Below are 24,513 nucleotides of genomic sequence, written 5' to 3'. Positions count from 1 at the left end.
TCAAGGCTTCTCTCCTTATCGGCGAATCATCCCCGGTCCCCCAGCAGGCAGCAGGGAAGGTCCAGCAGCACCGCTCTGGACCACCGCTCGACTTCCTGGCGGATCGGAGGACTCTGACAAGCTTGGAGCTCGCGGCGCTGCCGCAGCATCGCCCTGGTTCTGAACAGCACGGACTTGACCGTCGGCACCGTAACGTCCATCGTGTCGGCCACTTCCTGCAGCGTATAGCCAAAGTAACGGGCGAGCAGCCACATTTCGATACTGCGCTGGGAAAATCGCTCGGCCAACCATTCCAGCGAGCCGCGAATTTCAGCGTAATCGCTGTCCGTATAGACAGCCTCGGGCATTTCCAGCAAGGCGGTGCGTTTGCGCCGACGTTTGCGGCATTCGTCGATCCACAGGTTGCGGGCGATGCGGAAAACGAAAGCTTTCATATTGGCCTCCGGCTCAACCTTGACGAAGTAGACGAACGCTTTAAGCAGCGTGTCCTGCAGCAAATCCTCCGCATCCCACTTCGAGCCCGCCAAGTAGCTGCAGTACTTTTCCAGCTCAAGCATGTGGGGATTTACCCAAGCTTCGTACGCCGATGAAGCATCCATTCGCTCACTTCCCTTCCCGGCATGGACGAACGCTCCGCTCACCGTTCTACAGTCTGCCCCTCTGCCAGTCCATGCTGACCGCTCACGACGATGGAATCGCCTAAGGCAACCCCGCTGAGCACCTCCTGATAAGCTCCGTTCACCCGGCCGAGCTCGACTTTTCGCTTGCTTGCTTTATTCCCGTCCAGAACGAACACGAATGCGTCGGTTCCTTCCTTCAAAATGCTAAGCGCCGGAACGGCGACGACGTTTTCTTCCTCCTGCGTCGTGAGTTGAATGCGTACCCGCGAAGCCGGTTTTAGCGCTCCGTCGGCGTTGTCCGCCTCAAGCTCAAGCGCGTACAGCTTCGTGCTCGCATCGGGTACTCCAGCCATATATACGACTTTCGCTTTATTCGGTTTGCCGTCTCCGTCCGAGTCGATGTAAATCAGTTCCTTCTTGTTGCCGACGAGCTTGACCGCGGATTGCGTCAATTGCGCCTTGATTTTCACTTTATCGGTATTTTGGACGATGCCGAATGTGCCGCCTTGCTGCACGCTCATCCCGACATCCGCGCTGACATCCGTCAGCACGCCATTCGCGGGAGCGACGATTTGGCCGCCGTTCCATGCCTTCTCCGCTTGCTCCAGCGCCAGTCTTGACGTTTCGACGTTGGCTTCCAGCGAAGCAAGAGTCTTGCCGGAGTTTAACGTATTCATCTGCTGCATCGTTGCCTGAAGAGAACGCTTCGTTTTTTCGATCTCGATCTCCGGGCTGCCTTGAGCCGTCTGCTCCTTCAATACCTGTTCAAGATCCTTGATCGTATTCGTAAGCGTAATCCGAGAAGATACAATTTCCGCTTTTGTTTTCTCCAGCATCGCTTCGTCGGCAATCAATCTAGCTTGGGCGCTCCCCCGCTCCAGCTTCCCGCTCTTGCTCTCAAACTCGGCAATCACGTCTCCCGCCTTCACGAGTTCACCGTTGCGTTTCACCAGCTTCAACAGCTTGCCGCCGGCTTCGGCTACGATGTCCGTCTTCGTCGATGCGTTCACCTCGGCGATTTGTTCGCGCGGCTCGCCCATGCTCTGCTTAACCGCTTCCTCTACTTTAATCGTCGCTTTCACATCCGTGTCGGTTTCGGCAGCCGGAGTCGGGGCCGCCGAGCATCCCGCGATATAAGCTGCGCAAATGAAGACAATCGAGATTCGCATCGCTTTTTGATAAACGGTTATTTTGGAACCTTGTGCATTCATGTTCAGTCGCTCCCTTAATGCGATTTATACGTTGAGTTCTTGTCCGGACGATACTTTTCCTTTGCGGTTAAACAGACGGCTCATGCGCGCCTTGAACGATTCAATCATCTCGTACACGATCGGCACGACGACCAGCGTCAGAATCGTAGATGTGATCAGTCCGCCGATGACGACAACGGCAAGCGACTTGGAGATCAATAGTCCCTTGGTTAAACCAAGCGTTAACGGAACCATGGCCGCGATGGTCGCTCCTGCCGTCATAATAATTGGGCGCAACCGTACTTTGCCGGCTTCAATGAGAGCGGGCCGCACCATATAGCCTTCTTTACGCAGCTGTTGGGCGCGGTCCAGCAACACGATCGCATTCGTGACGACGATGCCGATCAGCATAAGAAATCCGATCATCGACGTCATATTGAGCGATTCCCCGGCTACAACCAGTCCCAGCAAGCCCCCGATGACCGCTAAAGGCAAGGAGAACAGGATCGCGAACGGAGTGCCCGCGTTGCCGAAGCAGAGAACCATGATCAGATAGACGATCGCAACGGCAACGCCCATGGCGACGAACATCTGACTAAAGCCCTCCATCATATCGATGTTCGTACCGCGAATCGTATTCGTTACCCCCGACGGAAATTCGACTTCCTGGATCGCGCTCAACACCGCGTTCGTTACCGTAGCTTTGTCTGCCGAATCGATCTTGGCCGTCAGCGATACCATCAGCTTCTGGCTTTCCCGTTGGAAGGCTGTCGGAGAATCCACTTCCTCGAGATGGGCGACTTCGTTCAAATACACGACGCTGCCGTTTGCCGTCCGAATCGGCATTTGCCCCAGCTGCTGCAGCGAGTTTTTATCTTGGGGCGCAAGCTCGACTGCCGCCTGATACAACGTGTTGTCCAAGCGAACGTCGCCGAGCGGGGACCTGCCGATCCATTCGGCCGTCAAGCCTTGAATTCTCGGCACATCCAATCCGAATTGACGCGCCTTGTTCGGATCGACCGTAATTTGCACTTCCTTCTTCCCGTCTCCCAAGTTGTCCTTGATTTCTTTAAGCTCGGAAAATGGTTTCATTTTGCCTTTGATTTGCTCTGCGACCTGTGCCAGCGTTTTCTGGTCGTCTCCGAAAATGACATACGTAAAATCGGGACCCGACGGTCCGCTGCTGCCCTCCGAGAATGAACCGGGCATGACTTCCGTACCTTTCGGGAGTTGGGCCAGAATAAGCTTTTGATAGCGATCCTGGACGGCTTTCGTATCCGCGTCGGCATCGACTTCCGTAATGATCTGCAAATAACTCGGCACGCGTTCCTGCGCGTCGCCCGCATATCCGACGAGCGCCTCCACGAATGTAAATTGCGGTCCGCCGCTCTCATTCTTTGCGTCCTTCAGCAGCGCTTCGATCTGCCTCGCCTGAAGATCGGTGCTGGCGAACGTCGTGTCGTTCGGCAGCTGGATCGAATAGTTCATTTGTTTCGGCGGCGGCGAATACGGCAGGAGTCCCATCGGCAGGAATGGAATCGTGCCCACGATTGTTACGATTAGCAAAAATCCCGAAAGCAGCAGCGTGACAACCTTGTGCTTTAAGCTCCATACGAGCGTCTTTTCATACCAACGCTCCATTTTGCCCCCATCGTGCTCCTTGGCGTCCGTAGACTTGACGTTGTTCAGCACCATGAGCTTGGCCAACATCGGAATGACCGTTAACGATACGAGCAGCGATGCGAGCAACGCGATCGACACCGTTATCGCGAACGGACGGAACAAGGCGCCGATAAAGCCCGTAACGAGCCCGATCGGCAGAAACACGCCGACCGTGACCAAGGTGGACGAACTGATCGCCATGGCCACCTGCTTCACCGCGAGAATAATCACCGACTCGTTTCTCTTCTGGGCCTTTTGCAAATTTGCGTATATGCTTTCGATAACGACGATGCTGTCGTCTACAACCCGGCCAACGGCGATGAACATGCCGCCAAGCGACATAATGTTCAATGTAATGTTCATGTACTTCATCATAACTAGAGTCAAGAGAATCGATAGAGGAATGGACACGACGACGATCAGCGTCATTCTCAGGTTGCGCAAGAAGAACAAGATCATCAGGGCGGCCAGTACGATGCCCATTGCCCCTTCCTTGATCAGTCCTTTGATCGAGCCTTTGACTTCGCTGGCGCTGTCGTACAGCGTCTTGAACGTCACTTCCGGATTCGTCTGCTCCCACTCGCGAATCAAAGCTTGAACGGCATCGGAAAACTCGACGGCGTTCGTATCGGCCGTCTTATACAGATGGATGCCGATTGCGGGCTTATCGTCCAGACGGGCGATAAAGTTGGACTCGTTCACCGCCTCGATCTTCGAGATGTCCTTGAGCTGTACCGTAGTGCCCGTAGCCGTGGCGATTTCCAGGTTTTTCAGCTCGTACAGGCTGTTCAGCTTTCCCGTTACGCGGGTCATCTGAGTGTTGCCGTTGAATTTCACGACCCCCACCGAACCGTTCGCCACGGCGGCTTGGATCGAGGCGTTCACTTCCGAAGGACTTAATTGATAGGCGGCTAGAGCGCCCGCGTCCAACTGGATATCGAGCGAGGATTTGCGCGCTCCGATCGCATCCATATGGTCGATCCCGCCAATGGCGTCGAAACGAGGCTTCATCTCCTTCTCGAACAGCTGATCCAGCTCGGTCTGAGACATCGAATCCGTCGCGTACATCGCCATATAATACACGGGCTCCGATGACATTCCGAATGTAGAAACTTTCGGCCTGCTTGCCGATTGCGGCAGGTTTACATCCTGAACGAGACTTTCCAAATCCTGCTTCGTTTTATCGATGTCGACCTTTTCGTTGAACTGGAGAAGTATGCTCGAGAAGCTATCGCTTGAAGTCGAGGAGAGCATTCTCAGTCCGGGGACATTGGCGATTTTGTCTTCAATCGGTTTCGTCACCTGACTCATGACGTCCTGCGGCGAGGCTTGATACGTGGTGGAGATTGCGACGAACGGAAACGAAAATTCCGGCATGTTCTCTACCTTTAACGAACTGCCCGAATATGCCCCCGCCCCGAACACGATGACGATCATAATGACCATCGCCGCGACTTTGTTCATGGAAAAATCAATGATTGCCTTCAAATCGGCGACCCTCCTGCAATTTCAAATTCGACATTCTAGCGGTTTCAGGAAAAGCTTTCCTGCATCCTTGCCTCAGTTTAATACACGAATATGAATAAATTATGACGCGACAAAAAAAGCCAACGGCGAAGGAATAAGATTCCCGCGCCAATTGGCTATAGTACCGCTCGGTTAATTCTGATGTGGCAACGTCACGGTTACGGTCGTTCCGCCGTCGGGATTGCCTCCGATCGTTACGGAGCCCTTATGCCTGGTAACGATTTTGTGGACGATGGCCAGCCCGAGGCCGTTGCCGATTTTCATTTTATTGTGAGACTCGTCCACCTTGTAAAACCTTTCGAACACCTTGCTCCGCTCCGCGATCGGAATTCCGATCCCGGTATCCGAAATGACAACGTCAATCTGTTCGGAGTGGTGAACGATGCGGATGCCGATGCGCCCGCCTTCCGGCGTAAACTTGATCGCATTGCCGAGCAGGTTGACCCACACCTGGTTCATCTGATCCTCGTCAGCCGTAATTTTCGTCTTCGGTAGCTGAAGCTGCCACTCGATCGCTTTGTCCGCCCATTGCGGCTCGCTTGCGACGACGGCTTTGCGAAGCTGCTCGTCCAAATCGTAAAGCTGCGGCTCGAACGGATGATGCTGACTGTCCAGCGAGGCCAGCTTCAGCAAATTGTCGCTCAGGCGGGACAGACGTTCGCTTTCGTTCTGGATAATGCTTAAGTAGCGGATCCTTTCCTCCTCGGACAACCCGCTCTGCTGAAGCGCCTTGGAGAAGCCGGAAATCGACGTCAGCGGCGATTGGATTTCATGCGAGACGTTCGACACAAAATTTTGCCGCATCGTCTCCAATTGCCCGACCTGGCTGGCCATTCCGTTGATGCTCTGCGCCAGCCTTCCCAGCTCGTCCTTGCGTTTGGACCACTTCAACTGAATGTTGAATTCTCCTTTGGCCATTCGCTCCGCCGCGGCTTTCATCCCGAGTAGAGGTTTGACGATATACCGCGCGGCTACGAGAATGATCAGCCCTCCTACGAGCAGATTGATGGCCAATGCAAACAGAAGCACTTTGGAAATCAGGGACAACGCCGTTTGCTCGGACACCTGCACGAACATCGCATAGCTCTCTCCGCCATACTCGTAAGGCAGTCCTACAAACATCTGATCCACGGAAATGTCCGCGCCGATATGCATTTTCCCGCTCAGCACCGAACGGATCGTCTGATTGGAGATGCTGTACAGCTCCAGGGGCGTATTCCCGGATCCGTCTTCCAGCAGACGAATGGAAGAGTCGTAGATTAAAATATCGTATTTGTCGTCCAACGTCCCTTTCCTTATCTCCTGCGCAGCCTTTTCCATGCCGTTCGCCACATACAGCTCATGAATCTTCTTGCTATCGCTTAGCAATTGGCTTTGCAGCTTCCCGGCATACCGATCTCCGACCGACGAGAGCAGCAGCAGCGTGAGGAAATAAGTGCTGATCAACCCGATGAGAACCGCCGCCATATAGGAAAGAACGACTCTGACATATAGCGACTTGATCATTCCGCAACCTCTAGCTTATAGCCGAGTCCCCGCTTCGTCTCGATGACAAAGCGACAATCCAGCTCCACGAACCGATCTCTGATCCGCTTGATATGTACGTCCACTGTGCGGTCGTCGCCTTCGAAATCCGCCCCCCATACCTGCTCGATCAGATCGTTTCTCGTAAAAATCTGTCCAGGATGGCTCGCAAGCTTGAACAGCAGATCGAATTCTCTTAGCGGCAGCGCAATCGGCGGGGAGTCAAGCTCGTCCTCTCCTCCGACAATGGCGGCATAGCGATGCTTGTCCAGCATTACGTTGCCGATCTGAACCTTCATCTGCGATTGGATGCGATAGCGCCGCAGCAGCGATTTGACGCGGGCCGCCAGCTCAAGCGGCTCGAACGGCTTGACCAAATAATCGTCCGCGCCGAGATGAAATCCTTTCAGCTTGTGGCCCGTCTCTCCTTTGGCCGTCACCATGATGACGGGCATGTCCGGATATTCGGCCTTCAGCTGCTCGCAGAGCGCCCAGCCGTCCATCTTCGGCATCATAATATCGATGATTGCCAAGTCCGCCTTCTTCTCCTCCGCCAGCTCCAGCGCCTGAACCCCGTCGGCTGCGGCAACAACCGCAAACCCTTCGCGCTGCAAGTAAAAACGCATCAATTCCACGATATCCGGATCGTCGTCGACAATCAGGATGTTAACCGCCATAAATACAAGCCTCCCGTATCCGAGTTTCCTCTTTCTAATACGGGAGATTCGACAATCGGTTCCCAACCGTCAGCGCTTCGATAAAATTGCCTGCGGCCGCTCCTGCATCACGGCCCGCGACCAACGCTCGATATCCGTGCGAACAAAAGTTCGCCGCTCGATCCGCTCGCTGCGAACGCGCAGCGTTTCGCGCGTGCGATGAAGCAGCGATTTGACCGCGGAGACGGATATATCCGTCTCCAGGGCAATGTCCTGCATCGAGTAACCGAAATAATAAAACAGCAGCCAAATTTCAATATTGCGCCGAGGAAGGCGCTCAGCCAGCCATTCGAGCGTTCCTCTCACCTCGACGTAGTCGCTGTCTTCAAAGACGCCGCTCGTCTGATCAAGCGCCGCGAAGCGTCTCCCGCGCTGACGCTTGCGGCAGGCGTCGATCCACAGATTTCTCGCCACGCGGATCAAGAACGGTTTAACGTCCACGTAAGGCTCCGTATGAAGGAAGAACACGAAAGCTTTCAGCAGCGTCTCTTGCAACAAATCCTCGGCATCCCACTTCGACTTCGCCAAATAGGTGCAGTAATTTTGCAGCTCGCGAAGATGCGGCAGCACCTTGATTTCATATTCGGAGTACGCGCCCATGCCCGTTCCCTCCTTTCCTCCGCGTAGGACAAGCGTTATTCGAATCGGAGCGCGTCGATTGGCTTCAGCTTGGCTGCCTTGTTCGCGGGGAACATGCCGAAGACGACGCCGATGCCGACAGAGAACGCGAAGGCGATCGCGATTACGTTCGCCGAAAACGAGATATCCATATTAAAGGCGGACGAAGCGCCTCGCGCCGCTCCGACGCCGATGCCGATGCCGAGCAATCCGCCCAAACCGCTTAGCACCATCGATTCGATTAGAAATTGAATGAGAATATCTCGCTTCTTGGCTCCGATCGCCTTGCGAATGCCGATTTCCCTCGTCCGCTCGGTAACCGACACAAGCATGATATTCATGATGCCGATTCCGCCGACGAGCAGCGAAATGCCTGCGATGCCGGCCAGAGCAAGCGTCAGCGTGTCGGAAACGGACGTCAGCGCCGACAGCGCGTCGCTCTGGTTGAATACGCGATAGCTGTCCGTGTTGCCGCGAAAACGGGAGCTAAGCGACTTCTCCAGCCCCGACACGACCGCATCCATCTGCTCGGTCGTCTCGACCTGCACATAGATCGTTCGTACGCCCTTCGTTTTGAACAGCCGCTCGAACGAAGTTTCCGGAACGATGACGACCTCGTCGTTCGAGCCGGTCATTGAGCTGCCCTTCTCGGCAAGCACGCCGACCACTTTGTAGCGCGTGCCTTGAATGAGCACGTATTCCCCGATCGGATCGGCAAAGCCGAACAGATCGGTCGCCGTCGTGTGCCCGAGCACGGCGACCTTCTGATAGACGTCCAGATCGATCTGGGCGACGAAACGCCCCGAAGCCACTTCGTATTCTCTGACGTTGGCATAATCCGCGTTCGTGCCGACGACGCTTACGTTTTCGCTTGAGGAGCCGAATTTGACCGTCGCGTTCTGCGTGTTCGCCGGCGCGATATATTGAATTCCCTCCACCTCGTCGCCGAGGGCAACCGCTTCCCCGACGTCCAGCGCGTTCGCCGATCCCCGGCCGAGAATGTTCACCGTTAACAGATTCGTTCCCAGGCTCTTCACCTGCTCGGTAACGGATTTTGTCGCGCCCTGCCCTAGAGCGACGAGAGAGATAACTGCGGTCACGCCGATAATGATACCCAGCATCGTTAGCAGCGATCGGAGCTTGTTGGACAAAATGCTCTTAATGGCCATTTTGAAAGCCTGCATGACGCTCATTCCGCTCTCGCCTCCTCTTCGTGCAGCCTGCCGTCCTGAATGCGGACGATTCTTTTCGCCTGCCGCGAGATGTCGGGATCGTGCGTAATGAGGACAATCGTATGCCCGAGCGAGTTCAACTCTCGAATGAATCCCATCACTTCGATCCCCGTCTTCGTGTCCAGCGCCCCCGTCGGTTCGTCCGCAAGCAGAATCGGCGGATTGCCTGCCAATGCGCGGGCGATTGCCACCCGCTGCTGCTGGCCTCCGGACAACTCGACCGGTCGATGATGAATGCGCTCGGCCAAGCCGACCTTGCCCAGCGCCTCGATAGCCTGTTGACGGCGCTGCTTCGCGGGAACTCCGCGATAGACGAGCGGCAGCTCCACGTTCTCGATCGCGGTCAGTTTGGTCAGCAGGTTGAAGCCTTGGAATATAAAACCGATTTTGCGGTTGCGGATTTCCGCGAGCTTATTTTCGCGCAGTCGGCTGATCTCTTCTCCGTCCAGCCAGTACTCCCCGGAGGAAGCCGTATCGAGGCAGCCGATCACGTTCATCAGCGTCGACTTGCCCGAGCCCGACGGTCCGACGATCGCCACGAAATCGCCTTCCCTCACCGTCAAGCTGACATTGTCCAGCGCATTCAGCGTTTCTCCGCCCATGCGATATACTTTGTTCAGATGATGAATTCGGATTAAATCTGCGGGTGGCGCACTTTGCTTGGTTGTCATCAACGGCCACCGCCCGCCCCTGCTCCGCCGCCGAATTGGCGATTGCCTCCGCCTCCGGTTCCCGACATACCGCCGCCTCCGCCCGCTCCCGGGAAAGCTCCGCCTCCTACTCCTAAGCCCGGAAAACCGCCCTGCATATTCATATTGGCCGAACCGGAGCTTGAAGTCGTCGGCAGCACGACGATATCCCCTTCCTTCAGGCCGGACACAATCTCGATGTTGTCCTCGTTGTTAACGCCGACCTCGACTTCCACCCTAGTCGTCGAGACCGCGCCCGTCCCCGCTGCGGCGCCCATTCCTCCCTGGCCGCGCTCGGACATGAAGCGCTCGCGCATCGCCGCCCGTTCCTCCTCGGACAGATTGGCGAATCGGTCGGCCCCGCCTTCGCCTGGGGTAAAGCCGCCTTGCCTGGTCTGCCCGTCGGCGCCTTCTCCGGAGGCCACCCCGCCTTGTCGAGTCTGACCGGAGGCGTCCGAGCCGCCTTGTCCTTGTCCCATCCTGCGTTGTCCCTGCTGGTCTTGTCCCCCCTGAGCTCCGTTCGCTTGAGCCGGAGGAGTTCCCGTCGCCAACGGCTCGCCCGAAGGAGCTGCAGCCGAAGGCGTTCCCGCGCCGCCCGCTCCTTGCTGAGCGCTCGCCGGAACCAACACGAAATACTTGCCCTGCGAGGATTGAACCGCTTCAATCGGCACGTAGAGCGCATCCGTCTTCTGTGCCGTCAAAATGCTGGCCTCGGCCGACATTCCCACCTTCAGATTGTCCGCCGCCGTTAAGGAGATCGTAACGTCGAAGGAAGCGACTCCGTTGCTGGACGCTCCTTCGTCGGCTATGGAGACGACTTTGCCCGTGAATTCCTGCTCGGGCAGCGCCTCGACAAGAATGGACGCCTCCTGCTCCAGCTTCACCTTCGGAATGTCCAGCTCGTCAATGCCGACGACCATTTGAAGCTGCGCGTAATTGACGATTTCCGCGACCGTCGAGTTCGGGTTAAGAACGTCGCCCTCTTTGACGTTAAACGACGTCAGCATTCCGTCGATCGGCGCCACTATCGGATCGGCGTTGTCAGCCTTTTCCTCCTTTAACGAAGCAATATCCGCCTGCACGCTTTCGATATCCAGCTCCTGCTTCTGGATGCTGAGCGCGATCGACTCTCGGCTTTCATCATCCGGGGCGGATTTGAACTTCGTTTGCAGGTCCTGCAGCTCCAGCTTTTTCTTCTTCAAATCAATCTCCTTGCTTCTGATCTGGTTTGCATTATCCACTTCTTCTTCCTCGTATGTAACAAGCACGTCGCCTTTCTTGACCGTATCGCCCTTCTTCGCATGCACCTTTTTCACCGTGCCGCTGACGCCGGCCGTAACCGTCTCCCGCGCCGAAGGCTGAATATTCCCCGTTCCGCTTACTTTAACCTCGATCGTTCCTTTGCGGACCTGGGTCGTCGACAAAGCCGCCGCGAGCACGGGCTCCTTCTGACTGTCGAAATAGCGGTAGCCCGCCCATGCTCCCGCCGCAATCACGACGACTGCGACCGTCCACCCTAGCATTTTCTTTTTCATCCGACTGGTTCACCTTCGCTTCTTCTGATCTTGCCGCCAATTATGAGCGGAAAACCTTAGCTCTAGATGAGCGCGCGCTGAATGTTTGCTGAACATCCTTGTGTAGGAGAGGTTCAAAAAAAGCATTTGCGCTTTCAGCATTCTTTCAGCTTTCTCTCAGCGCAAGTTAAGCTCTATCGCTCATAATGGAGAGAGGACGATAATGTCTCCGGGAGGATATAAGATGACGGTTTCAGCTAAACAAGCGCAAAGAATTAAAGTCTTGCTCGTCGACGACGAGCCGAATATATTGCAGTTTCTCGAGCTGGGGCTTGTTAACGAAGGCTATAAAGTGGCTGCGGCGCAGGACGGACAGGAAGCGCTCTCCCTCGCAGAGAGCTTCTCGCCCCACATCGTCATTCTTGATGTGATGATGCCGGGGATGGACGGCTTTGAGGTATGCAGCGCGCTGAAAAAGGAGCGGCCCGTTGCCGTAATCATGCTCACGGCGCGGGAGGAAATCGAGGATCGGGTGAAGGGACTTTCGCTCGGCGCGGACGATTACATGCCCAAGCCGTTCAGCTTCGCCGAGCTTCTGGCCCGCATTCAGGCAAGGGTGCGAAACCAGTTCCCGCATCTGCTGGAGGAGGTCACGATCGGGCCGTTCTCCGTCGATGCGGCGCGCAAGGAGTTCCGCTTCCGCGAACGCGAGTTGGACCTGTCGCCGACCGAATTCGAGCTGCTGAAGCATCTTGTCTTCCATCACGGCCATGTACTAAGCAAAAGCGCGATTCTTGATCGGGTATGGGGGTACGATTTCGGAGGGGAGGACAACATTGTAGAAGTTTACATACGCTCGCTTCGGGACAAGCTGCAAGATCGCGATCATAAGGTGATCCGAACGATCCGGGGCGCGGGTTACAGGGTAGATCTCGTATGAGCCGATTAGCTTCTTGGCTGCAAGGCGTGAGGCCGATTTTGTTCCCCCGCTCTCTTCGCTACCAATTGATCTCTCGCATCCTGCTCATTCTTGCCGGGTTGCTAGTCATTATCGGGCTATCCCAGTACTTGTTCATGGAGCGATTTATTTATCAAAACCGGGCTGCAGCTATACAGAGACAGGTGCAATCGGTCCCTGGCGAGGTCTGGGGGCGGCTGACGGAGTCGGGACGTCGCATTCCCGCGGAGCCGTTCGTCTTCTTCCCCTCCGCGTCCGTCGCTTACGTGAACAAGCAAGGCGTTTTTACCGTGCTTTCGACTAACGGAAGCGAATCTGTGAACTCCGTACCCCGCCTGTCCGACAACGACTATCGCTGGGCTGCGGAGAGGCCGCGCCGAGGCAAGCCGCTGTTTCGCATCGTGAACGGCGCCGGCGGGGAGCAGCTTGTCGTGCTGCAAGCCGTCCGCTCGTTCCAGGGCAGCGGCGGTGTCGTCCAGGTCGCCACCGGAACGGCTCCGCTAAAGGCAGAGCTTCGCCGTCAAGTGCTGCTCTATTCGGCGCTTGCTTTTGCTGCGCTGCTCGGTGCCCTGCTGCTGTTTCTGCCTGTCATCCGGCGCACGCTGACGCCGCTGTCTCGTATGGTCGAGACGGTAGAACGAATCGATTCGGGCAAGCTGAACGAACGTCTGCCGGAGCCCGTCGGTCCGATGGAAATCGATCGGCTGTCCCATTCTTTCAATCGGATGCTGGCGAGGCTGGAAAGCTCGTTCCGCGCGGAGCAGGAAAGCCGGGAGCGCATGCGCCGCTTCGTCTCCGACGCATCCCACGAGCTGCGAACGCCGCTTACTTCGATACACGGCTTTCTTGAAGTTCTGCTGCGGGGAGCCGCATCGGACCCGAATCAGCTGGACAAAGCGTTGCGCGGCATGTACGGCGAATCCGAACGAATCAACAAACTTGTGCGCGACCTGCTGCAGCTCGCCAAGGCGGATCGCATGCCGGATGCGCAGTTGGAGGCAGCAGAATTAGGCCCCATTCTGCGCGAGATGGAGCCTCAGTTCAAGCTGTTGGCCGGAGAACGGCGAGTTTTATTCGACCTGCAGCCGACGAACCAGCTTCAACTGGACGCCGATAAGGTCAAACAAATTGCCCTGAACCTGTTCCAGAACGCGATTCAGCATACTTCACCGATCGGCGGAATGATTACAGTGGCTGTGAGGCCGCGCCAAGACGGCGCGGAGCTGGCAGTTGTGGACAACGGAACGGGTATAGCGCCGGAGCATCTGCCTCATCTGTTCGAGCGCTTCTATCGGATCGATAGCTCCCGCGCCAGAACGCATGGAGGAGCGGGACTCGGGCTAGCGATCAGCCGCTCGCTCGCCGAGCTTCACGGCGGTACAATCCGGGCTGAGAGCCGAGACGGAGAAGGCAGCGCGTTTATCGTTTTTTTCCCTTATTCAAGCGACGAGGACAACGGCAAGGCTGTTACGACAGCTTCTGACGTCGACTAGCGCGAAGCACGGTTAGCGTTCCATACACTGAATGCCTTCGAACAACGTCGCCATATAGTAGCACCGTTCGTCTACGTCTACGTCCGTCACCTGACATCCGATTTTTAATGCCATTAATGAAATGCGTCCGCCGATCGAACTTACCCGATACAGGCCGCGATCGGTGCAAGCGAATATTTCCTGTCCTCGCGATACGATTGAGAAAATAAAAATTCCCGGCATCCGGTACCGATCAAACCCTCCACGCCGGTTGCCGGTCAGCAATTCCCCGTGTTCCGTTGCGCCGATAAGCGTTCCGCGGTGCACGGACAGACTCGTCACGGCCGTATCCAGCTTGTAGTTCATCCAGCTCGTCGTCATCCGATCCAGAATCGACATGCCTTCATTCGTTCCGAGTACGACATACTGAGGCAAATACAGAAAATCGTACACGGTCACATCCGAACGCATCATCATACGCCACTCCTCGTCCTCCATATACCAGAGTCCGCATACCGTCGCAGCCAGCCCGATTTCCCCGAACTGCTTGTACTGGTAGCAGCCAAGGGACAATCCCGCAGACTGCCATTTCCCCTCCGAACAGTTGAATAAGCCTTTGTTGGAACAAGCGTACAACTGATCGTCGTGCGCTTGCAGACGATTGATATGCGTCTGATCCGTCAGCCCTTCGCTGATCTCCACCCAGTCCTTGGCCGTTTCCTTTTTATAGACAATGCCTTTTCCCAATGGGGCGGCAACCAATTCATTGTCCGACAGCTTCTTCACCGAAGAGAAATGAAAGATCAGTTCTCCCGGATTGGTCGATAGTTGCATCGTAAACTGACAACTCCTTTATATGAAGGTGGCTCTAAAAGTCCGAATTTGATCGTTTGTTTATCTCTTCTCCCCTAGTATGAATGATAATGATTATCAATGTCAACTTTTATTGCTGACGATTTTCCTGATCTTCTAGCGACCCGCTCGGCAACCGAATTCGTACGTTCGCCTGCCCCTTACGGTCTCGCAGACCGTTTCGTGAACAACTTCGACTAACAGAAGGCTATTTTCGCAAAATAATCGCTCGAAAAGTCAGCCATAGAAAAAAGCCGCCCCGCAGCAGCAAAGTCTCTTGAGCAAGACTTCGTTGCTGTCGGAACAGCTTCTTGAAAATTAAACTTTAGGCGTCGGAAGCGGCATAAATAAGAGATTGATAGGCAGCATGCTGCCGTTGGCCGGCGTAAACGTAATCGTCACCGATTCCGCCGAATCCCCGGTTTTGTAAAGCATGCCAAGCTCGTTCGTATTGCGCAGAATGCTCGTCGACGTCGTATAGACAACTTTCCCGTTTACCGTAAAGGCACCGGCATAGTGGCCGCCGCGAGGGCTAAGCACAATCGCCGTATGCGGCTGTACGTTGTTCAACTGAATCGTGTACAGCACGCCGTAGTTGCCTGCGTTCAGAACGGGCATGCCCGTCGTCTTGTCGATGCCGGATATTCTCGTATCGACGGCGTTGTCGGCTAGCACCATGCGGCTTTTCACGTCGCCGACCATTTGATTCACATACATAATGCGGTTGGCGTTATCGAACGTTCCGCGCACGTGTACTTTGTCGCTTTCCAGAATGCTCAGACCCGGCAGCGCGCTTATGACATCGCGTTCCGCATCCACAACGACAACTTTGAAGTCCAAAGCAGCGCTCATCCACACATCCGCGAACATCGAGTACACATCGCCCGGTTTAACGGCTTTATCGCTGTATTCTTGGAAGATCATACGGCTTTCTCCCGCAGGGATTTGCACGTAAGAGTATTGCGGCGAGAGCAGAGATTCCAGGAACCGCCCCGTGACCGCTTTGCCTACCGTCGATACGATCGGATTAGGACCGGCCATGCCTTTGGCCCCCATGCGAACCGTAGCCGGCTCAAGGTTGTTGTTCGTCAGAACAATATAGATTTTGACCGGTTTGGAGCGTCCGTTCTGATTGTGAAGCAGGAAGCGGACATCGCCCGACACCATATCTTCGTAATAAATGCCTTCTTCGCGGATCGTCTCCGGGCTGTTCGCGCGGATCAACGTCTGCTGACGATCGTTGATGTTGTAACTCAGCGTCGGCCATTGGAGCACGGAGCTTCCGCTCATCTCGAACTTCTCGCCTGGCTCCGTGTAAAGCAGATCAAACTCTTCTTTGGTGTACAGCGTCTCGTCGGTAATCGTGATCGTCTTGGACACTTCGCCCACCTCGCCGAGCGCATCGGTTACTCTCAGCGTCACGGTCTGCGGTCCCGGTTCGAAAAATCCGCGCTGCGCGTTCGTCCAGACGCGGCTGACGATCCGATCCTCGTCATCCGTACTCAGATCGGTATAAGTAATAAATTCGCCCATTCTGTACGTTTCTTTCTCGATCGTAAAGCTGGCTACCGGAGGCTGGTTGGCCGGTTTAACCGTTATCGTCACCGAATAAGGCTCGCTCCAATTGCCCAGTTCGTCCTTAACCCAGTGAGTAACGACGTAAGTTCCCGGTTGCTCAAAAATGTCGTTGTTGTTCTCCCAACGCTCTTCGATAATCGCTAGCCCGCTGGGATGATAAGACTCGTCCGTATAGCGAACCGGAGTCTGCTCCGCGTAAGGGTTCAACTCCGACACGGAAAACTTGGCGATCGGAGCATTGGACCATGTCAGCTCGATCTGTTTCGTTGCCGGCAAATTTCTCATTGTAAGACCGAAGCTCTGGGCCGCGACCCGAATGGGGAGCATCAGCGTCCCTTTCAATACGTAGGGCGCCCCGGTCATGCTCTTCGTTGCGCCGTTGATCGTGTAGGTCGACTTATCCGCAACGAGTTGAAGAACGTTTTTGCCGCTGGTCAGCGTGTACTTCTTGCTCTTGGAGTCGTAAGCCACCTTGCCGTAAATTTCGTGCATGAATGCTTTTGCCGCAACGTATGTCACGCCTTTGACCTCCGTCATAGGCTGCGGGGCATTGACCGTGACTCCGTTATGCCACATTTCGTTGGAGTCTCGAACGAGAATAAGCGTCTCCAAACCGCCGGCGCTTCCTTCTGCATGAGCGGATTGAGGAATTTGGAACGATAACATCATGAGTGCGGAAAGCAACAAAAACGTAAAACTTTTCTTCATACTCTGCTCCTTCTGATTCTAGTTAGTGAACCACTCCCGTTTGGATCATATGTTATAACGCCAAAAACGGATAAAGGTTGCTAGATTTTACGAAAATAAACTTCCTATTAACTCCAACTTACTTATTTAGACTTTTGCGCATGCGAACATGCGGAATACCCGCATCCAGGAAGGGTTCGATCGAGACGGTCTCGTAGCCCAGTTTGCGGTAAAAAGGTTCTGCCGAGCACTGCGCGTCGAGAATAGAGGCCTGATAGCCTTCGCTCCTCGCTTCGTCTTCCATTGCCGACAACAGATACGAACCTACTCCCGTTCCCCGGCTGCGCTTCAAAACCGCGATCCGCTGCATTTTGGCAACCCCTGGCTCGTAGGATCGATATCTGCCTGCGGCAATGACCCCGTCCTGATCCGAACGAACGATGTAATGACGACAAGATAACGGGGATTCGTCATACTCGTCCAGCTCGATGTCAGCGGGGACACCCTGCTCCTTGACGAACACTTCCATTCGGATCGCAAACGCTTCTCGCAGCTGCTCCATCGTCTCCGCACGTATCCATTCCATTCACTTCCCTCCTCGCTAAGCTATTTCTTCGGGCCGGCGTTAGCCGGCAGGACAACCCGCATTCCTACAGCATACTCGAGCCAGCGGGAATGATCAATGGATCGGCGATTCCATTATTTGCATACGGCCTCGCTTCTTCGTTCATACTATACGGACGCAAAGGAGGGACACGTCCGTACATGCGCCAAGTCAAAATCAGTATCATTCAGGCCATCTTTTTGTTTAATCTGGCTATCGGAATTACGAATCACGTCATTATCGTCCCGCTTATTCTGCAATCCGCCTACCGAGATTCCTGGATCAGCGCGCTGCTCGCCGTTCCCGCGGTCATTCTCTGGACGATCGTCGTCTATCGGGTTATGAACATGACCAAGCAGCAATCGCTGTATCAATGGTTTAAGCAGCATTACAACCCCATTGTCGCATGGCTCGTTATCCTGCCCCTGATCCTGTTGTGCACGACGATTCTTTTCATCACAGTAAGGGATACGACAGCTTGGACCAAAGTGACCTACTTGCCGAAAACGCCGTATCCGATTACCGTCATTCTGTTCGTCGTCTCCGGCATGGTCGCGGCGGCAGCCGGATTGCGAACGGTCGCGATCGCGGCCGGCATCTTGCTGCCGGGCGTCGTTGCTTTCGGCGTATTCGTCATGAGCGTCAATTTCCAATTCAAAGATTACAGCTATTTACTTCCGGTATTTTCTAATAACGCATCGTCGATCTTGCGCGGGACGCAGTATACGCTTGGCGGACTGGTCGAATTTATTTTGTTGCTCGCCCTGCAGCAGCATCTCAGCAAAAAGTTCCGGCTGCGCGCGCTTCTTATTCTGACCCTCGCCGTAACCGGGCTCGTCTTCGGGCCGCTCCTCGCGGCAATTACGATCTTCGGTCCCTTCGAGGCCGCGGATCAGCGCTATCCGGCCTTCGAGCAGTGGAGAATGCTAATGTTGGGCAAGTTCATCTCCCATCTGGATTTCCTGTCGATCTACCAATGGTTGTCCGGATCGCTGATTCGCGTCGCCCTTGCCTTCTATCTCATGTTCGATCTGCTGCAGCTAACCGGGCGCAAGATCAAACTTCCCTTAATGGCGCTTGTCGGCTGCGTGCTTGTCGTCATCATCACGGACGGGCGGATAAGCGATGCGCATTTCCTTCATTTTATCGGCCAATACTTCCCGATCGTCATGACGTTCTTCTACGCCTTCCCGTTTGTCCTGCTGCTCATGATTCTCCCGAAACGAGGGAAAGCCCATGGAACCCAAGCAACCGTTACGTGAAGCACCGAACCCCGATCGTATCCAGGATGCGCAAAGCGGCAAATCCGGCCCGCCCCGGCCCTCTCTGTGTGAGCTCGACCGAGAGAAGCTGCGCGAGCTGTTCTGCGCTTCCGGCGACGTCAACATTCACTTGTATTACAAAGAAGACGAAGCTCCGGTCTCTCTGAATCCTCTGCTCGTTTATTGCGACGGAATGATCGACGGGCGGCAGTTGAACGATTTTCTGTACTCGCAGCTTAGAAGACTGCTGACCCGGGCACCTTCCGAAGAGGATTCTTCCGATGCCTCTCTTCCTTTCCAATCTCATAATTTTTACCGGCTTGAAGGGCATGGCGCGGTGGACAACATGATCCAGCAAGTGTTCTCCGGCAACCTCGTACTCTTCTTTGAAGAAACGAAACAATTGCACGTTGTCCAGATGGCCTCTACCCCGCAACGGGAGACGAGCGAGTCCAATACGGAAATTTCGATTAAAGGTCCTCGGGACGGGTTTACGGAAGCGGTCGAAACGAACGTCGCCCTCGTGCGCAAACGGTTGAAGACGCCCAGCCTTGGCGTTGAATACTTCCAAATGGGCGCTCGCAGCGTCACTTCCGTCGCCTTGCTCTATATGACGGACATTACGAATCGGGACCTTCTGGAAGAAGTCCGCGGCCGACTGCGCAACATCGATGTAGACGGCGTCCTGACGAGCCAACTGCTCGAAGAAGCGCTATCCGATTCCTCCAATTCCCTGTTTCCGCTTATCGAATACATGGGACGCCCGGATTATATTGCCGCCGGGTTGCTGCGAGGGCGCTTCGCGATCGTCGTCGACGGATCTCCGATGGTGCTGATGGCTCCGTCGAATATAATGACGATGCTTAAATCGCCGGAAGATATGCACCTGCCCTTCTATTACGTCGCGCTGGAACGGCTGCTGCGCATCGTCGGATTGATCGTGGCGATTTTCCTTCCCGGTTTCTGGGTCGCGATCTCCGCCTACAATCTCGATCAAATCCCGTTCCCGCTGCTGGCCACGATCGTTGTAGCGCGTCTCGGGCTGCCGTTGTCGGGACCGGTCGACCTGTTCCTGATGATCGGCTTGTTCGAGCTGTTCCGCGAAGCGGGCATGCGCTTGCCGAAAGCGGTCGGCCAGACCGTCGCGGTCGTCGGCGGCCTGATCGTGGGAGACGCGGCGATTAACGCCGGACTGACCGGTCCGACGACTCTGGTCATAGCGGCGCTGACGGCCGTTGCGACTTTCACGCTCGTCAATCAATCGCTTAGCGGTTCGGTAACGTTCATCCGGCTGTTCGTTCTCATTTTAAGCTGCATCTTCGGCATGTTGGGTTTCTTCCTGTCCGTGTTCCTGATCGTCGTATATTTGTCGTCGCTCACTTCGTTCGGCATTCCGTACCTTTCCCCGCTGTCCCCGCTTCGCTTCAAGGAGTCGCTATTCGCCATTGCGGCTTTTCCCAAGCAATGGTATAAGAAAAGGCCGAGCATATACAGAACGCATGATTCCACCCGCCAAGGAGAGAAGACGTAGGATGAGAAACTGGCTGCTCTGCGCATCGGTTATCGGCATCTGCTGCTTGCTGACAGGGTGCTGGGACGTGAAATCTCTGCAGGACGTCAATTATTTTACCGGCATCGGCATCGATTACGAGAATAAGCGGTACGAGGTATACGTTCAACAGCTTGATTTCTCCAGCGTCGCCAAGACCGAAGCGGGAAAGGGAGATAGACCGGCCCTCGTGTGGGTGGGACGAGCCAGCGGCGAGACGCTGTCGGAAGCCATCATCGAGCTGTATCAGACGACTCAGCAGACGGTTTTCTGGGGACATCTGAATTCAATCGTGCTAACGAACAGAGTTTTGAAGAACGGGGATTTGCTAGGACTGATCGATTCCTTGATCCGCTATCCTGAAATACGGTATACGCCCTGGATCTACGGCACGGATAAAAAAATCGAAGAGCTTTTTACGACCAAGCCTTTCTTTAACCTGTCGCCCATGAATTCCATTCTGTACGCCCCCGAGACCAATTACAGTCAACGTCCGATCATTGCGCCGATGCGGGTATCCCGTTTCCTCAGACAAGTTCGCGAGCCCGGGGAGACGACCCTGCTTCCCTCCTTGTCCGTGACCAACCATACGTGGACGCAAAATCGAGAACCCGATCCAAAGCTGGAAATTAACGGAGCCTTTGCGCTGCGCAATACGCATTACCAGGAATGGCTGCCCGCCGAGAAGCTGCTCGGCGTTCGGTGGTTGGTCGACAGAAAACAAGGCGCTCGGGTAAAGCTGAGCGAAGGGGACGAGCGTATCGCCACTCTTCGTTTGAGCAAGCCGCGCACGAAGGTGCGAATCGCCATGCAGGACGGCGAGCCCGTATTCCATGTGGATTTTGAAGCAGTCGCTTCCTTGCTGGAATTGTGGAAAATAAAGTCCGAGAAAGAGCTGGAGACGATAGCGGGGAAACAAATCGAGGAACAGATCAGAACGACCCATCGCATCGGCTGGGAGGCGAACGCCGACGTCCTCGACCTGGAGCATAGACTCTATCGCCGCGACTATCCGACCTGGAAACGGCTGACGTCGGGAGGACGCTCCCCTCTTGCGCCTACGCGCTTGGGGGAAGTGAAAGCGACGGTCAAGATCGCGACCAGCGGCATGTATAAAATGAAAAGAAGAATGACGCCTTATTGAGGGGCTGCAGATGATTGTATAGATAAAAATACAGTGGCAGCCGCAGACTTGATCTCCATAGTCCGTAGCGTACCACTGTTTCTTTTTAGTCATCAAACCAGACATAATCGCTCCAGCTGCTTCAACAAACTTTCGCGCGGAAACCCTTCTCCGATCAATACGACGACGTCATGGACGGTTCCCTGCGGAGTAATCCGCATATAATCGCTCTCCCGGTAGGCGTATTGAAACAGGAAGCGACTGGACGTATCCCGAAAAGTCACGATGCCTTTGCCTCGGTAGACGCCCTCCGGCAGCCCGGCGACCCATTCCTCGAAAATGCGGCTGTCGACCGGTCCGGGTAAATAATAGGTTAATGCTTTGACATGGTCATGAGTGGAATCATGCGCATGCTCGTGAGAGTGCCGATGCTCGTGATCATGCGTACACCCTGGAGGACATATGGCTTCTTGTCGTTCCGCTGGCGCCGAGACGTTGTGATCCATGCGGTAAATTGCGTCCAGATTGAGTTCCGTTCTTACCGTAGAGATCGCCCAGGCGTGCGGATTCCAGTCGGCGATGAAGCCCTCCAGCTCGGCAAGCTCCGCAGGGGCCACCAGATCGGTTTTGTTCAGCACGACAAAACCGGCCGCCTCAATCTGCTCTCTCATAAGCTTATAGGTTTTGCCTGCGCCTATGCGTACCCGGTCAAGCAGATGACGGGCGTCCGCCACCGCAACAACGCCGCGCAGCTCCAACTTCTCATACATGGAAGCCTCGGTGACCGCATCCATCACTTCAAGCGGACGTGCGATACCGGTCGTCTCGATCCAAATGACGTCAGGACGATGCTCGCGAGCAAGCTTCGTCAGCTCCATGCCAAGATCCGCGCGGATCGAGCAGCAGATGCAGCCGCCCAGCATTTCCGCCATCGGCACGTCCTTGCCCAGCAATTGGCCCTCTACGTTGGCGTCGCCGACCTCGTTAAGCAGCACTGCCACTTTCTTTTTCGTGACTCGGCCATCCTCTAGAATACGATTCAGCAGCGTCGTTTTGCCGCTGCCGAGAAAGCCGGTTAATACATATACAGGAATAAGCTGATCCATAGTTAAGCCCCTTTTAGAGGTAGTTCAACAAGTCCGATTTTGATCACACACTTTAGGATAAATACTGCGAGCTCCCGTAAACCCGAAGAAACTGGTCCTTGGCCCGCTCCCTCATCTCGTCGTCGAAGCCCTTTACCTCGCTCAACAGTTCAAAACGGTCCCCGTCTCGGGCTCGGGTTTCCGCGTACAGCAGCCATTGCGCCAGATCGTCGACCGCGCGAATCCGATCAAAGTAATGATGATACCAGATCGAAGCACGTTCGAGATACGCCTGAGCGTCGAACGGGCTCAGCTCGATCGTCTTGGAGAAGGCCGCGATTGCGTCGTCAGGCCGATTCAAATGATTATAGATATGTCCCAAATTGTAAAAGCCTTGTGCATCGTCCGGTACGAGGTCCGTGTAAGCCGTCATCTCGTGCAAAGCTCCGTCCAGATCCTCCATACGATATTGGATCAGCCCGCGAAGCCAAGTTAGCCTGGGGTTCGCCCCTGTCAATTGCAGCCCCCGATCGCAGTCCTCCAGCGCCGCTTCCCAGCGTTCCGCCGCAAAACGGCAGCGCGCGCGCCGATCGTAAATCTGCGGATTGTCCGGTTCAAGCGCCAGCGCCCGAGAATATTCGGAATCCGCCAGCTCGTGATTGCCCATCCCCATGTATAGCTCCGCCATCGCGTACGCCGTCTTGCTTTCCTTCAGAAGATTGCTGTCCAGTTCAGCCGCGGCCTGGATGTCGAGCATCGCTTCCTCATAACGCTCTTCCATATAGCGAGAATAGCTTCGGCGCATATAACATTCCGCGGATTGCTCCAACTGCAAAGACTGCGTATAGGCAGCATCGGCATCGCGATACTTGGCGGCATCGATCAGGATTTCGGCGCGCTGCTTCCAATTTAGCGGGTCGTCCGGCTCAAGCTCCGTTAGCTCCTCGTTCTCTTGAAGCGCTTCGTCCCCTTGACCGGATTCCCGGTAAGCGTCCGCCAACCAGTATCGGACGACAGGATGCTCGGGGTATCGCCGTTTCGTTTCAAGCAGTACTCGTACCGCCTCGTCCGGGCGATCCTGCGACCGCAGCAGAGCGCTCAGTTCCATATGGCCCGGCAGCCACGTCGGATAGTCGGCTACAAGCCGTTCCAGCGCTTCCTGCGCCTCTTGCGGACGATCGAGCAGGCGCAGCAATTGTCCTCGGCGAAGCTGCAAATCAGGGCCTGGCGAATACTGTTCGGTCGCTTCGCGAATCGAAGCGAGAGCGCTCTCTATATCGCCGGCCGCTTCCCTCAGCTTCGATTCGTAGAGAAGGAAGCCGTATTCTTCTTCAGCAGTCCGAATCAAAGTATCGATCGCTGTAGGAGAATAGTTCGTTCTCGCTCTGTAATTGGCGGCCCCTTGTTGCTCTTCATCGCGCCATTGCTTCTGCAGCCTGGTCGCTTGGGCCAACGTTTGAGCCGCCTCGTCCATCCTGTCAAGCATCTCGAATGCTTGAGCATGCCGGAAATAGTAATGAGGAATCGCGTTGCCCGCATCCGAACAAGCGCTTGCGAAAGCAGCCTCCGCCTCCTCGTAGCTCCCCATCTTCATATAGACGTTGCCTAATTCGTAATAGGTGGAAGCTTTGGAATCCTCTCTCCTGAGCAGCGCTTCCTGAAAATCGCGCGCCGCAAGCTCGAAATCCCCGCGATTGTTATGCGAAATCGCCCTGGTGTACCATACGATAGAAGGCTCGGGGTCCAACTTGATCGCAGCGTCCAGGTCGGCGATCGCTTCCTCTTCCCGCCCCATTTCATTGAAAATATGGGCTCGTCTTTCATAAGCCTTCGAGTATCCTCTCTCCTTCAGAAGAGATGTCAGAAACTCGACCGCTTGCTCCGTCTTTCCGTAGTCGTGCAGCAGCATTGCATAATCGACACGCTCCTGCAAGGTCATTCTTTCGATTCCCCAGCGCTCGTGCCAGCGGATCGATTGCCGCAGCTTCCGCTGTTTACTTAATCTCTTGGCCATCCAGCGGGCGATTCTGTACAGCATCGGCTTCGTCCTC

19 protein-coding genes are annotated in these 24,513 nt (G+C 55.3%); 5 read left to right on the top strand and 14 right to left on the bottom strand.

What is annotated here, in order from left to right:
* Positions 1-26 precede the first annotated feature (26 nt).
* The 9 genes from DFP98_RS13655 to DFP98_RS40005 form a co-directional block, all read right to left on the bottom strand.
* On the bottom strand, positions 27-599 hold the full coding sequence (locus DFP98_RS13655) for an RNA polymerase sigma factor (RefSeq protein ID WP_116061151.1): 573 nt from the start codon (positions 597-599) through the stop codon (positions 27-29).
* Between the two features lie 38 nt (positions 600-637).
* On the bottom strand, positions 638-1,831 hold the full coding sequence (locus DFP98_RS13650; protein WP_116061150.1) for an efflux RND transporter periplasmic adaptor subunit: 1,194 nt from the start codon (positions 1,829-1,831) through the stop codon (positions 638-640).
* 24 nt (positions 1,832-1,855) lie between these two features.
* Positions 1,856-4,960, bottom strand: a complete 3,105-nt coding sequence (locus tag DFP98_RS13645; RefSeq protein WP_181917673.1) for an efflux RND transporter permease subunit — start codon at positions 4,958-4,960, stop codon at positions 1,856-1,858.
* A 171-nt stretch (positions 4,961-5,131) separates the two neighbouring features.
* Complete coding sequence (locus DFP98_RS13640) at positions 5,132-6,505, bottom strand: sensor histidine kinase (protein WP_116061149.1); 1,374 nt, start codon at positions 6,503-6,505, stop codon at positions 5,132-5,134.
* Positions 6,502-7,200, bottom strand: coding sequence for a response regulator transcription factor (locus DFP98_RS13635; protein ID WP_116061148.1), 699 nt, complete (start codon positions 7,198-7,200; stop codon positions 6,502-6,504). The genes DFP98_RS13640 and DFP98_RS13635 overlap by 4 nt, the downstream gene beginning before the upstream one ends.
* Before the next feature lie 69 nt (positions 7,201-7,269).
* A complete protein-coding gene (locus DFP98_RS13630) occupies positions 7,270-7,839 on the bottom strand; it encodes an RNA polymerase sigma factor (protein ID WP_116061147.1) in 570 nt (189 codons plus the stop codon).
* A 35-nt stretch (positions 7,840-7,874) separates the two neighbouring features.
* Positions 7,875-9,050, bottom strand: a complete 1,176-nt coding sequence (locus tag DFP98_RS13625; protein ID WP_116061146.1) for an ABC transporter permease — start codon at positions 9,048-9,050, stop codon at positions 7,875-7,877.
* Positions 9,047-9,760, bottom strand: a complete 714-nt coding sequence (locus tag DFP98_RS13620) for an ABC transporter ATP-binding protein (protein ID WP_116061145.1) — start codon at positions 9,758-9,760, stop codon at positions 9,047-9,049. The genes DFP98_RS13625 and DFP98_RS13620 overlap by 4 nt, the downstream gene beginning before the upstream one ends.
* On the bottom strand, positions 9,760-11,313 hold the full coding sequence (locus tag DFP98_RS40005; RefSeq protein ID WP_116061144.1) for an efflux RND transporter periplasmic adaptor subunit: 1,554 nt from the start codon (positions 11,311-11,313) through the stop codon (positions 9,760-9,762). The genes DFP98_RS13620 and DFP98_RS40005 overlap by 1 nt, the downstream gene beginning before the upstream one ends.
* A 223-nt stretch (positions 11,314-11,536) precedes the next feature.
* Here DFP98_RS40005 and DFP98_RS13610 point away from each other — a divergent pair, with 223 nt between their 5' ends.
* Positions 11,537-12,232, top strand: coding sequence for a response regulator transcription factor (locus tag DFP98_RS13610; RefSeq protein WP_116061143.1), 696 nt, complete (start codon positions 11,537-11,539; stop codon positions 12,230-12,232).
* A complete protein-coding gene (locus DFP98_RS13605) occupies positions 12,229-13,743 on the top strand; it encodes a sensor histidine kinase (RefSeq protein ID WP_116061142.1) in 1,515 nt (504 codons plus the stop codon). Before DFP98_RS13610 ends, DFP98_RS13605 begins: the two co-directional genes overlap by 4 nt.
* A gap of 12 nt (positions 13,744-13,755) precedes the next feature.
* Here DFP98_RS13605 and DFP98_RS13600 read toward each other — a convergent pair whose 3' ends face one another.
* From DFP98_RS13600 to DFP98_RS13590, 3 genes are all read right to left on the bottom strand, one after another.
* Positions 13,756-14,556 carry a hypothetical protein gene (locus DFP98_RS13600; RefSeq protein WP_116061141.1) on the bottom strand — a complete coding sequence of 267 codons (801 nt, stop codon included), beginning with the start codon at positions 14,554-14,556 and terminating at the stop codon, positions 13,756-13,758.
* A 336-nt stretch (positions 14,557-14,892) separates the two neighbouring features.
* Positions 14,893-16,860, bottom strand: coding sequence for a copper amine oxidase N-terminal domain-containing protein (locus DFP98_RS13595; RefSeq protein WP_116061140.1), 1,968 nt, complete (start codon positions 16,858-16,860; stop codon positions 14,893-14,895).
* 118 nt (positions 16,861-16,978) lie between these two features.
* A complete protein-coding gene (locus DFP98_RS13590; RefSeq protein WP_116061139.1) occupies positions 16,979-17,425 on the bottom strand; it encodes a GNAT family N-acetyltransferase in 447 nt (148 codons plus the stop codon).
* A gap of 179 nt (positions 17,426-17,604) precedes the next feature.
* On the opposite strand from DFP98_RS13590, the gene DFP98_RS13585 reads away from it, so the two are divergent.
* From DFP98_RS13585 to DFP98_RS13575, 3 genes are read left to right on the top strand one after another with little or no spacing between them, the layout of a single operon-like run.
* Positions 17,605-18,705 (top strand): GerAB/ArcD/ProY family transporter, encoded by a 1,101-nt coding sequence (locus tag DFP98_RS13585; protein ID WP_181917672.1) that lies wholly within the window; start codon positions 17,605-17,607, stop codon positions 18,703-18,705.
* The gene (locus DFP98_RS13580) at positions 18,680-20,236 is read left to right on the top strand and encodes a spore germination protein (RefSeq protein ID WP_116061137.1); all 1,557 of its coding nucleotides are present in this window, start codon (positions 18,680-18,682) and stop codon (positions 20,234-20,236) included. Before DFP98_RS13585 ends, DFP98_RS13580 begins: the two co-directional genes overlap by 26 nt.
* Before the next feature lies 1 nt (position 20,237).
* Complete coding sequence (locus tag DFP98_RS13575) at positions 20,238-21,398, top strand: Ger(x)C family spore germination protein (RefSeq protein WP_181917671.1); 1,161 nt, start codon at positions 20,238-20,240, stop codon at positions 21,396-21,398.
* A gap of 92 nt (positions 21,399-21,490) precedes the next feature.
* Here the strand turns inward: DFP98_RS13575 and DFP98_RS13570 are convergent, their stop codons facing one another.
* Together DFP98_RS13570 and DFP98_RS13565 are read right to left on the bottom strand one after the other, a co-directional pair.
* Complete coding sequence (locus tag DFP98_RS13570; RefSeq protein WP_116061135.1) at positions 21,491-22,483, bottom strand: CobW family GTP-binding protein; 993 nt, start codon at positions 22,481-22,483, stop codon at positions 21,491-21,493.
* 52 nt (positions 22,484-22,535) lie between these two features.
* Complete coding sequence (locus tag DFP98_RS13565) at positions 22,536-24,500, bottom strand: tetratricopeptide repeat protein (protein ID WP_116061134.1); 1,965 nt, start codon at positions 24,498-24,500, stop codon at positions 22,536-22,538.
* Between the last annotated feature and the right edge of the window lie 13 nt (positions 24,501-24,513).

Source organism: Cohnella phaseoli (assembly GCF_003386235.1).
Classification (GTDB): domain Bacteria; phylum Bacillota; class Bacilli; order Paenibacillales; family Paenibacillaceae; genus Cohnella; species Cohnella phaseoli.
This window is presented reverse-complemented; position numbering and strand designations above follow the sequence as displayed.

Bases quoted from the DNA above. Each gene is read 5' to 3' on its own strand.
- DFP98_RS13625 (WP_116061146.1), bottom strand. From the start codon at position 9,050: ATGAGCGTCATGCAGGCTTTCAAAATGGCCATTAAGAGCATTTTGTCC.
- DFP98_RS13630 (WP_116061147.1), bottom strand. From the start codon at position 7,839: ATGGGCGCGTACTCCGAATATGAAATCAAGGTGCTGCCGCATCTTCGC.
- DFP98_RS13655 (WP_116061151.1), bottom strand. From the start codon at position 599: ATGGATGCTTCATCGGCGTACGAAGCTTGGGTAAATCCCCACATGCTT.
- DFP98_RS13575 (WP_181917671.1), top strand. From the start codon at position 20,238: ATGAGAAACTGGCTGCTCTGCGCATCGGTTATCGGCATCTGCTGCTTG.
- DFP98_RS13635 (WP_116061148.1), bottom strand. From the start codon at position 7,200: ATGGCGGTTAACATCCTGATTGTCGACGACGATCCGGATATCGTGGAA.
- DFP98_RS13595 (WP_116061140.1), bottom strand. From the start codon at position 16,860: ATGAAGAAAAGTTTTACGTTTTTGTTGCTTTCCGCACTCATGATGTTA.
- DFP98_RS13650 (WP_116061150.1), bottom strand. From the start codon at position 1,831: ATGAATGCACAAGGTTCCAAAATAACCGTTTATCAAAAAGCGATGCGA.
- DFP98_RS13565 (WP_116061134.1), bottom strand. From the start codon at position 24,500: ATGCTGTACAGAATCGCCCGCTGGATGGCCAAGAGATTAAGTAAACAG.
- DFP98_RS13570 (WP_116061135.1), bottom strand. From the start codon at position 22,483: ATGGATCAGCTTATTCCTGTATATGTATTAACCGGCTTTCTCGGCAGC.
- DFP98_RS13640 (WP_116061149.1), bottom strand. From the start codon at position 6,505: ATGATCAAGTCGCTATATGTCAGAGTCGTTCTTTCCTATATGGCGGCG.
- DFP98_RS40005 (WP_116061144.1), bottom strand. From the start codon at position 11,313: ATGAAAAAGAAAATGCTAGGGTGGACGGTCGCAGTCGTCGTGATTGCG.
- DFP98_RS13585 (WP_181917672.1), top strand. From the start codon at position 17,605: ATGCGCCAAGTCAAAATCAGTATCATTCAGGCCATCTTTTTGTTTAAT.
- DFP98_RS13590 (WP_116061139.1), bottom strand. From the start codon at position 17,425: ATGGAATGGATACGTGCGGAGACGATGGAGCAGCTGCGAGAAGCGTTT.
- DFP98_RS13620 (WP_116061145.1), bottom strand. From the start codon at position 9,760: ATGACAACCAAGCAAAGTGCGCCACCCGCAGATTTAATCCGAATTCAT.
- DFP98_RS13610 (WP_116061143.1), top strand. From the start codon at position 11,537: ATGACGGTTTCAGCTAAACAAGCGCAAAGAATTAAAGTCTTGCTCGTC.
- DFP98_RS13600 (WP_116061141.1), bottom strand. From the start codon at position 14,556: ATGCAACTATCGACCAATCCGGGAGAACTGATCTTTCATTTCTCTTCG.
- DFP98_RS13605 (WP_116061142.1), top strand. From the start codon at position 12,229: ATGAGCCGATTAGCTTCTTGGCTGCAAGGCGTGAGGCCGATTTTGTTC.
- DFP98_RS13580 (WP_116061137.1), top strand. From the start codon at position 18,680: ATGGAACCCAAGCAACCGTTACGTGAAGCACCGAACCCCGATCGTATC.